Annotated in this window: 5 protein-coding genes and 2 pseudogenes (1 of these 7 running past the window's edge); 4 read left to right on the forward strand and 3 right to left on the reverse strand. The window is 57.9% G+C overall.

The window, feature by feature from the left end:
- Positions 1 to 67 precede the first annotated feature (67 nt).
- Both WE862_RS06525 and WE862_RS06530 read left to right on the forward strand, forming a co-directional pair.
- Positions 68 to 2,047: a HAMP domain-containing methyl-accepting chemotaxis protein gene (locus WE862_RS06525; RefSeq protein WP_042032191.1), complete on the forward strand. Its 1,980-nt coding sequence runs from the start codon at positions 68 to 70 to the stop codon at positions 2,045 to 2,047.
- Between the two features lie 8 nt (positions 2,048 to 2,055).
- Positions 2,056 to 3,540: an ABC transporter substrate-binding protein gene (locus WE862_RS06530; RefSeq protein WP_198493549.1), complete on the forward strand. Its 1,485-nt coding sequence runs from the start codon at positions 2,056 to 2,058 to the stop codon at positions 3,538 to 3,540.
- A 52-nt stretch (positions 3,541 to 3,592) separates the two neighbouring features.
- On the opposite strand, the gene WE862_RS06535 is transcribed toward WE862_RS06530, so the two are convergent.
- On the reverse strand, positions 3,593 to 4,393 hold the full coding sequence (locus WE862_RS06535) for a GNAT family N-acetyltransferase (protein WP_042032190.1): 801 nt from the start codon (positions 4,391 to 4,393) through the stop codon (positions 3,593 to 3,595).
- Between the two features lie 334 nt (positions 4,394 to 4,727).
- Between WE862_RS06535 and metF the strand changes: the two genes are divergently transcribed.
- Positions 4,728 to 5,624 (forward strand): methylenetetrahydrofolate reductase, encoded by an 897-nt coding sequence (gene metF / locus WE862_RS06540; protein ID WP_005341548.1) that lies wholly within the window; start codon positions 4,728 to 4,730, stop codon positions 5,622 to 5,624.
- Between the two features lie 59 nt (positions 5,625 to 5,683).
- Here metF and WE862_RS06550 read toward each other — a convergent pair.
- Both WE862_RS06550 and WE862_RS06555 read right to left on the reverse strand, forming a co-directional pair.
- Positions 5,684 to 6,755 (reverse strand): annotated as a pseudogene (locus tag WE862_RS06550) (DUF3103 family protein).
- Positions 6,756 to 6,875: 120 nt separating this feature from the next.
- Positions 6,876 to 8,051, reverse strand: a pseudogene (locus tag WE862_RS06555) (benzoate/H(+) symporter BenE family transporter).
- Between the two features lie 132 nt (positions 8,052 to 8,183).
- Here WE862_RS06555 and WE862_RS06560 point away from each other — a divergent pair.
- Positions 8,184 to 8,263, forward strand: the 5' end (the start) of a protein-coding gene (locus WE862_RS06560) for a helix-turn-helix domain-containing protein (protein WP_042032187.1). 490 nt of this gene lie beyond the right edge of the window; the window shows 80 of its 570 coding nt (coding positions 1-80); its start codon is at positions 8,184 to 8,186; the stop codon falls past the right edge of the window.

Consider the following 8,263-nt stretch of genomic DNA (forward strand, 5'->3'; position numbering starts at 1 on the left):
AATTAGCCACCCCCGCCGATAGTGACTATGTTCACTTTACCTTTCCCCAATGAGTGAGGATGTCTCCATGGGTTTATCTATTGTGCAGCGGATCATCGCAGGATTCGTGTTGATGCTGCTGTTGCTGATCCTGCTTGGCGTGATCAGTACTTTCAAAATCAAAGGGATTAACGAGGGTCTATCGGCCGTATCCGATCGGGCAACGCCACTGGTTGTCGCCGTCGCAGGTCTCAAGGGGGCGTTGCAGGATAGCAACCGTTGGGTGCTGATCTACCGTACCAGCGAAGAGGGGGGTCAGCTGCCACAGCTGGCCAGCCAGTTCAAAGAGCAGCAGAACCGTTTTGCCCAGCTCAGTCAGGAGATGGGCAAATTTACCGACGTGGCGGATGCCCGAGCCCGTTTTCAGCAGGTCGAAAATGCAACTCGCCAGTTCTACTCGCTGGCGGATCAGGTGCTGGCCCAGCATGGCCAATGGGTCAGTGCGCTGGATCGGCGCCGCAAGCTCGAGATGGCGTTTATCCGCCTCGAAGATACCTACCAGTGGGCTGCCGACTTGCTGCTGCAACAGACGGCTAGCAAACGCTCCATGCGCAACAAGGCCGAGCTGATTACCTCCGGTATTGCCCGTGATTTGAAGAACATTCGCCGTGCCGATGCCAAGACCGACCTGAACGAGTTGGAGAAAGTGCTGAGCAAGGATATCGAGATGGCCCGCAAGCGGCTGGATCGGGTGCTGGTACCTGATGATGTGAAAGCCCGTTTCGTTGCCAATCTGGATCGAATGCAGGAGTTGGCACTTGGCCCGCAGGGCCTGCTGGCCACCATGCGTCAGGCCCAGCAATTGGAGTTGTCACTGGCAAGCCAGAACCAGCAGCTAGATGCCAGCTTGATCAACAGCCTGAACCTGCTCGATGAGATGGGTAAATCCGCGAGTGCAATTGCCAGTGAAAGCCGGGTCAATGCCGATGCGGCGGTCACCAGCGCCAGTTTCTGGATCCTGGTAGTAGCGGCCATCTCTGCTGGTGCAGCACTGGTGATTGGTTATACCACCACCCGCAGCATTCAGCGGCCGTTGCAGATGATCGACAAGGAGCTGAGCTATATGGCGGCCGGTGATATGACCCGCCGCATCAACTATCGCAGCAGTTGCGAATTTGGCAGTCTCTCCCGCTCCATCGATACGCTGGCGGGCAAGACCGGGGAGCTGCTCTCCCAGATCAATGCGGGATCCCGCCATCTGGTGGATGAAGCGAGCCGGGCTGCCGAGATCAGCGAGCGAGCCATGTCGCGGGTGCAGGAGCAGAAGAGCCAGACCGATCAGGTCGCTGCAGCCATCACCGAACTTGAAGTGAGTGCGACCGAGGTTGCACGCTCCACTGATGGCACCAAGCGCGAAGTTGATCTGGCGGATGAAGAGGCCCGCAGCGGCCGCCAGAAAGTGGTGACCACCCGCCGAATTACCGAACAACTGGCCGGTGCCATGGAGGAGGCCGTTGGCATTACCTACAAGCTGGGCGAGTTCAGCAACAATATCGGCAGCATTCTCGATGTGATCCGCAGCATTGCCGAACAGACCAACCTGCTGGCGCTGAACGCCGCCATCGAGGCTGCTCGGGCCGGCGATGCCGGTCGCGGCTTTGCAGTGGTCGCTGATGAAGTGCGGGCATTGGCCAATCGCACCCAGACGTCGACCGAGGAGATCCAGGCGATGATCGAGAACCTGCAGAGCTCCAGCAAGCACGTTGTCGAAGTGATGGGGCGCAGTCAGGAGCAGACCCAGAACTGCGTGGAGCAGACTCGCGAGATGGACAGTGCACTACAATCCATCGCCGATCGGATGGGGGCCATCAAATCGATGGCGGATCAGGTGGCACATGCCGCTCAGGAGCAAATCTCGGTCAGCCAGGGGGTGGCTCGCCATATCTCGGGTATTGCCGAGGTGGCGTACGAGACGGAGCGTGAGGCGCGTGAGTCGGCCAGCAGCAGCGAAGTGCTGGCTGAACTGGTCGCCAAGCAGCAGCAACTGATTGCACATTTCAAGGTCTAGGAGGGCTTATGTCTAAAAAGTGGATTGGAGCCCTGAGTCTCCTGTTGTGTGGCCAGTTGATGGCCAGTGAGTTGGTGATAGAGAGCTGGCGTACCGATGACAAGGCATTGTGGGAACAGAAGATCATTCCGGCATTCGAAGCGTCACATCCCGGTATCAAGGTAAGTTTTCACCCTGTTCAGAACGTCAACTACATGCCGACCCTGTGGGAGAATCTGAAAGGGGGCAAGGCCGGTGACCTCATCACCTGCCGCCCGTTCGATGATTCGCTGGCGTTGTTCAAGGCGGGTCATCTGGCCGAGCTGACCGAGATGGCGGGAATGGAAAACTTCCCGAGTTTTGCCCAGTCGCCCTGGCAGACTGACTCCGGTGCCCAGACCTTCTGCGTACCCATGGCCTCGGTGATCCATGGTTTTTTCTACAACAAGAAGATTTTCAGCGAGCTGGGGCTGGCCGTGCCACAAACTCGTGATGAGTTCTTTGCTGTACTCGACAAGGTGAAGGCGGATGGCCGCTATGTGCCGCTTGCCATGAGTGGCTCCGAGAGCTGGGTTGCCTCCGAACTGGGTTTCCAGAACATCGGCCCCAATTACTGGAAGGGTGAGGATGGGCGACTGGCGCTGATTGGCGGACAGGAGCGGCTCGACAACCCGCAATACGTGAAGGTGTTCGACGAGCTGGCTCGCTGGCACGACTATCTCGGCGAGGGGGCCGAGAGTCGCGATTATGCGACCAGTAACGAGCTGTTTACCTCCGGCAAGGCCGCTTTCTATGTGGCTGGCTCCTGGGAGATAGCACCTTTTACCGGCAAGGTTGATTTCGGCGTGATGCGCCCACCAGTGGCGAAACAGGGTGACGGCTGCTTCTTTACCGATCACACCGACATCGGCATGGGGATGAATCCGGCCAGCAAGAACCAAGAGGGGGCAATGGCTTTCCTGCAGTGGCTGACAACCCCGCAGTTTGCCGAGCTCTATACCAACTCGCTGCCGGGATTTTTCTCCCTCTCCAACCACTTCTTTGATGTCACCAATCCGGCGGCAAGGGAGATGATGGGGTGGCGCGATCAGTGTGACTCGACCATTCGCGTGGCTACCCAGATCCTCTCTCGTGGCACTCCCAAGTTGGGAGATGAGCTGGCGGAAGTGAGTCAGGCGGTGTTGCTCGGCAAGATGGAACCCAAGGCTGCCGCAGAGCGGTTGGAGAATGGCCTCAAGGGGTGGTATGCCCCCCATCAGAGCAACAAGGCCAAGGGGCAGGATTGTCAGTGTGATGCTGTCGCTCCGGCTGCGGCAGTTTCCGCGGCCCCTGCAACGACCGACACTCCTGCGGCACCGGCACCGGCACCGGCACCGGCACCGGCACCGGCACCGGCACCAGTGGCATCGGTTGCTCCTGCTCAGCCTGCGTCGTCTGCTGCCGCGCCACAACCGGCATCCCCCCATGAGGTGGAGCAGGCGCTCTCCAAAGAGCTGGAGACGCCTCAGCAATAGCGGGGTTTGTAAAAGGAACGGGAGGCATTAGCCTCCCGCTTTTGTTGCTGCGCTACCGAGGTTCATGGGGCCAGCGGCAGAGGCTGCCGATGCGGGCGACCGGAGTGAAACCAAGCGAACGGTAGATCCGCTGTGCGTGGTAGTGCTCGTCGGCCACTATGATCAGCTGTTCGACGCGAGTCAGCCCGTGTTGGGCAACCTTGCTCAGCAGTTGGCGGCAGAGCCCCTGATTACGCCATCTCCGGTGAGTTCTCACCAACTGAAAGCGCCCCAACTTATCGGTAAAGAAGAGACCGCAGCTGGCAACCAGTTGCTCATCCAGCCAGACCCCCCACCAGTTACCCAGTCCATCGGCGATCATCGCCTGATAAAGCTCTCTGCGGGAGTGAAGGTAGGAGAGATAACTCTCCTTTGAATGAGCTTCATCCCGCTCATGGAGCTCGAAGTCGATCCACTCCTGCCAGTCAGCAGGCTTGAATGCACGCACTTCGGCATGGGAAAGAGCGCTATCGGACATTTGCCAGCCACCCTTGTCGAGTGCCAGAACAACGCACTCCAGATACTGATATCCGGTAGTGACGAAGCCGGCGACCCGGCTGTTCTGCCCTTCGGCCAGTGGCCACTGGAAAGTTCGGTGCTGGATCCTGGGATCCTGGCCAATCAGCTGATCGAATGCGGCTTCCAGCCATCCTTTATCCCTGTCACTGGGGGGAGATGCGAGCAGCAGATAGTTGCCAAAGTAGTAGTCGGGAGCATCCGGAGTGCGTACGGCCCAGAACTGCTCGTGCCGGGTGACCTCGCCCTGATAGCGATCAAACAGCAAGTCGGTGGCAAAGCCGGGGTGGGTATCCATGATGGTGCTCCTGCGAAGATTCAATCTTTTATCGGCAGGTGCAGGAAGAAGTAGATAAAAAGGGGCCGGAGAATTGATTCTCCGGCCAAACAATCACACGCAGATTCAGAACGTCCAGGACGATCCGTCGTCTATCATAACTCGCTCGGGATAATTTTGGGATGAGGAGTTCCGCTTAGTCGTTGATTAATTTGTAACGATGAGTTTCATCTGACGGTGTTTATGAAATGACAGTTGACTTTATATTGCTTTGCTCATAAATATAGAGACGTTTAGACGTCCAAACATCCGTTTTGGCGTGCGTAGATGGATTGCAGGACAGGGAGAAGATCAGATGGGATTTCACAGTGCACGTCAGGTTGAAGCGCTCAACCAGAGTCTGGCAGATTTGAATGGCGATATATCGGTCAGTTTCGAGTTTTTCCCGCCCAACAGCGAAGGGATGGAAAACACGCTCTGGCAGTCCATTGAGCGACTGAAAGTGCTGGAACCCAAGTTTGTCTCCGTGACCTACGGCGCCAATTCCGGTACCCGGGATCGCACTCACAAGGTGATCAAGGATATCAAGGAGCGCACCGGCCTGATTGCCGCCCCCCACCTGACCTGTATCGATGCCAGCCGCGATGAGTTGCGTACCATTGCCCGCGACTACTGGAACAGCGGTATCCGCCATATTGTGGCGCTGCGTGGTGATCTGCCTCAGGGGCTGGAGAAGCCCGAGATGTATGCCACCGATCTGGTTGCCCTGCTCAAGGCTGAAGCTGACTTCGATATCTCGGTAGCGGCCTATCCGGAAGGTCACCCGGAGGCGAAGAGCGCCCAGTCGGATCTGCTCAACCTCAAGCGCAAGATCGATGCCGGTGCCAACCGAGCGATTACCCAGTTCTTCTTCGATGTGGAGACCTATCTGCGTTTTCGGGATCGTTGTGCCGCCATCGGTATTGATGCCGAAATCGTGCCGGGGATCCTGCCGGTCTCCAACTACCAGACCCTGGCCAAGTTTGCCGGCTTCACCAACGTGAAGATCCCGCGCTGGATGCATCAACGTTTTGAAGGGCTGGAGAACGATCAGATGACTCGTAATCTGGTGGGGGCGAGTATCGCCATCGATCAGGTACGGGTGCTGAGTCAGGAGGGGGTCAAGGATTTCCACTTCTATACCCTGAACCGATCCGAATTAACCTATGCCATCTGCCACACCCTGGGGGTGCGACCGAAAGGTCAGCCGTAATCGGCAGAGGGATAAAAAGCCAATGAGTTGCTCATTGGCTTTTTTGTTATGGCGACCCGTCAGGGTCTGGTCGGGGCGATCTCTTTCGGCTCGAGATCGATCACGGCATTGCCTGCCGCTCCCGGATACTGGTGATAACTCTGGTTCCTGCTCCAGGGTGTAGAAGGTATCCAGATAGTCATCGTCGTTGGTCATCCAGGAGTCGGGCAGCGCCTTGACGATACGACCGCCCAGATCGAGGAAGGGGAGTCCCTCCGGCACTCCGCCAGCGGTAAAGCCGAGCTTGAGCGCCTCAATCAGCAGGTCGGCCAGCTCCTTGTAGTTGACGTTGTCATCCTGCTCCATCATCACGATATCAACTGCACCCCAGCGGTAGCGATCCCAGTAAACCAGGATCTGGTTGGGGGTGTAGTCGGTATTGTCATAGTCGAGGTAGGGCATATCGACTATATCGACCACGGGTTCATCCCGACTGGGGTTGACCCCGGCGACGACGGCATAAACCTCGGCAGCACCGAGCAGCCAAGGCTCCTGATCATCTTTCAGTCTGATCTTTTTCAGAATGCTGGTCTTGAGCGGAGCTGTGCTGGCAGAAGCCTTGGGTTGGAGGGCTGCCTGCATATCGGCCGCGGCAAACGCCTTACGCATCACCTGTAGACCGGCATTTTTGGCTTTAACCGGATCGGCTTCGACCACGAGCACGGGTCGGGCCGGTGCCTTGTCGACATCCAGATAGACCGGATTACCGGCGCTGTCGAACGCTTCGATGGCACTCCAGCTCTTCTCATCACCGCTCGGGACATAAGCGACCAGCGGTTCAACCCCCTGTTGCAAGGCGGCAGCCTGTTCCGGGTTGGCCAGTCGCAGCTGCATCAACTGCTTCACTTCCCCGTCGAGCCCTTGTCGGGCGATCGCTGCCTGATTGGCATCGGTTGCTTGCCGTTTAAGGCGGGTGGGCGCTTTCTTCAACAACTCGGGCAGCGGGCTTTGGTACTGAGGATTGCTTACCAGAGGCAGCAAACTCTTCTGTTGTAGCGCGAGCTGGCGCGCCAGCTCCCGATCCGTATCGGCAGCCTGGACGCTCGTGGCGCCCAGTATGGCCAGCAATAACAAGACAGCCTGACTTTTCATTTTTATTCTCCGTTATATGAACCTGACAGGCGGCAAATTGGGAAGAAGATGCCGCCTGATGCCACTAGATTAAAATTAGTTTCAGTTGTGAACTATTTTGTACGGAGAGTGTGGAATGGTTCACGGTTTGTGATCCAATTGATTCCTTTGTCGATAAATTTGGATGCCATAGAGCCCCATGCCGATGAGCAGTCCCCAGCAGGCGGCAGCGATGCCGAGCAGGTTGATCCCGGAAGCTGTGATGATGAAGGTCAGCAGGGCGGCCTCACGGGCATCGTCGTGTTGCAATGCGGTGTGCAGGCTGCTGCCGATGGTGCCGAGCAGAGCCAGTCCGGCGACACAGGTCACCAGTGTGGTCGGGAAGGCTGTGAACAGCGCCGCCACCGTGGCCCCGAAACAGCCGGTCAGCAGATAGAAGCAGCCAGCCCACACTGCCGCTGGCCAACGCCGCTTGGCATCCGGATCCACCTCTTTCCCCATGCAGATGGCAGCGGTGATGGCCGCCAGGTTGAAGGCGTAACCGCCGAATGGAGCCAGCAGCAGACCGGTCAGGCCGGTTCAGGTGATGAGAGATGAGGTGGCGGGCTGATAGCCGTGGGCCCGTAAAATGGTAATGCCCGGCATGTTCTGGGAGGTCATGGTGACGATGAACAGTGGCAGAGCGATACCGAACAGGGCACCAAGGGAGAACTCTGGCCAGGTCATGACCGGGCCGGCCAGTTGCCAGTGAATGGTGTCAAGCTGCAGTTCTCCTCTCAACAGGCAGATGAGGATACCGACCGCCAGTACCAGCACCATGGTATAGCGTGGCCAGAGATGGCGGCCGAGCAGGAACGCCAATAGCAGGCTGCCGAGCAGCAAGGGATCTGCTGGCGCGACTTTGAACAGATCCAGCCCGAATTTGAGCAGTACCCCGGCGAGCATGGCCGCCGCCAGCTGGGCGGGGATATGGCGCATTAGCCGATCGAACCAGCCGCTGATGCCGCACAGGGTGATCAGCAGGGAAGAGACAACGAAGGCACCGATGGCCTCGGCCAGGGTGAAATTGCCCAGGCTGGTGATGAGCAGGGCGGCCCCCGGGGTCGACCATGCAGTCAAGACGGGGATGCGGTAATAGAGGGAGAGGCCGATGCAGCTGATGCCCATGCCGATACCCAGCGTCCATAGCCAGGATGCGAGCTGGGCAGCATCAGCCCCCGCTGCTGTGGCTGCCTGAATGATCAGGATGACCGAACTGGTATAACCGACCATCACGGCGATAAAGCCTGCGACCAGATGGGGGAGGGCGAAGGGCATATAACGTCCTTGTGGGGTTGTGGCGGTTTGTGCGTTATTACGTACAATATTGCACCAGACTATATCGCTGTGCGTTATAGCGCACAAGGCAATTAATGCAGGCGCAATTCAGGCGCAATTAAAGAGGCAGTCATGCAAGAGGTGAATCAGCATCTGGCACAACGTCTGAAGGGTTTACGCAGTGAACTGGGCTGGAGCCTGGATGTAGCGGC

Origin of the sequence: Aeromonas jandaei (assembly GCF_037890695.1) — a bacterium.
In the GTDB taxonomy this organism is placed as follows: Bacteria; Pseudomonadota; Gammaproteobacteria; order Enterobacterales; family Aeromonadaceae; genus Aeromonas; species Aeromonas jandaei.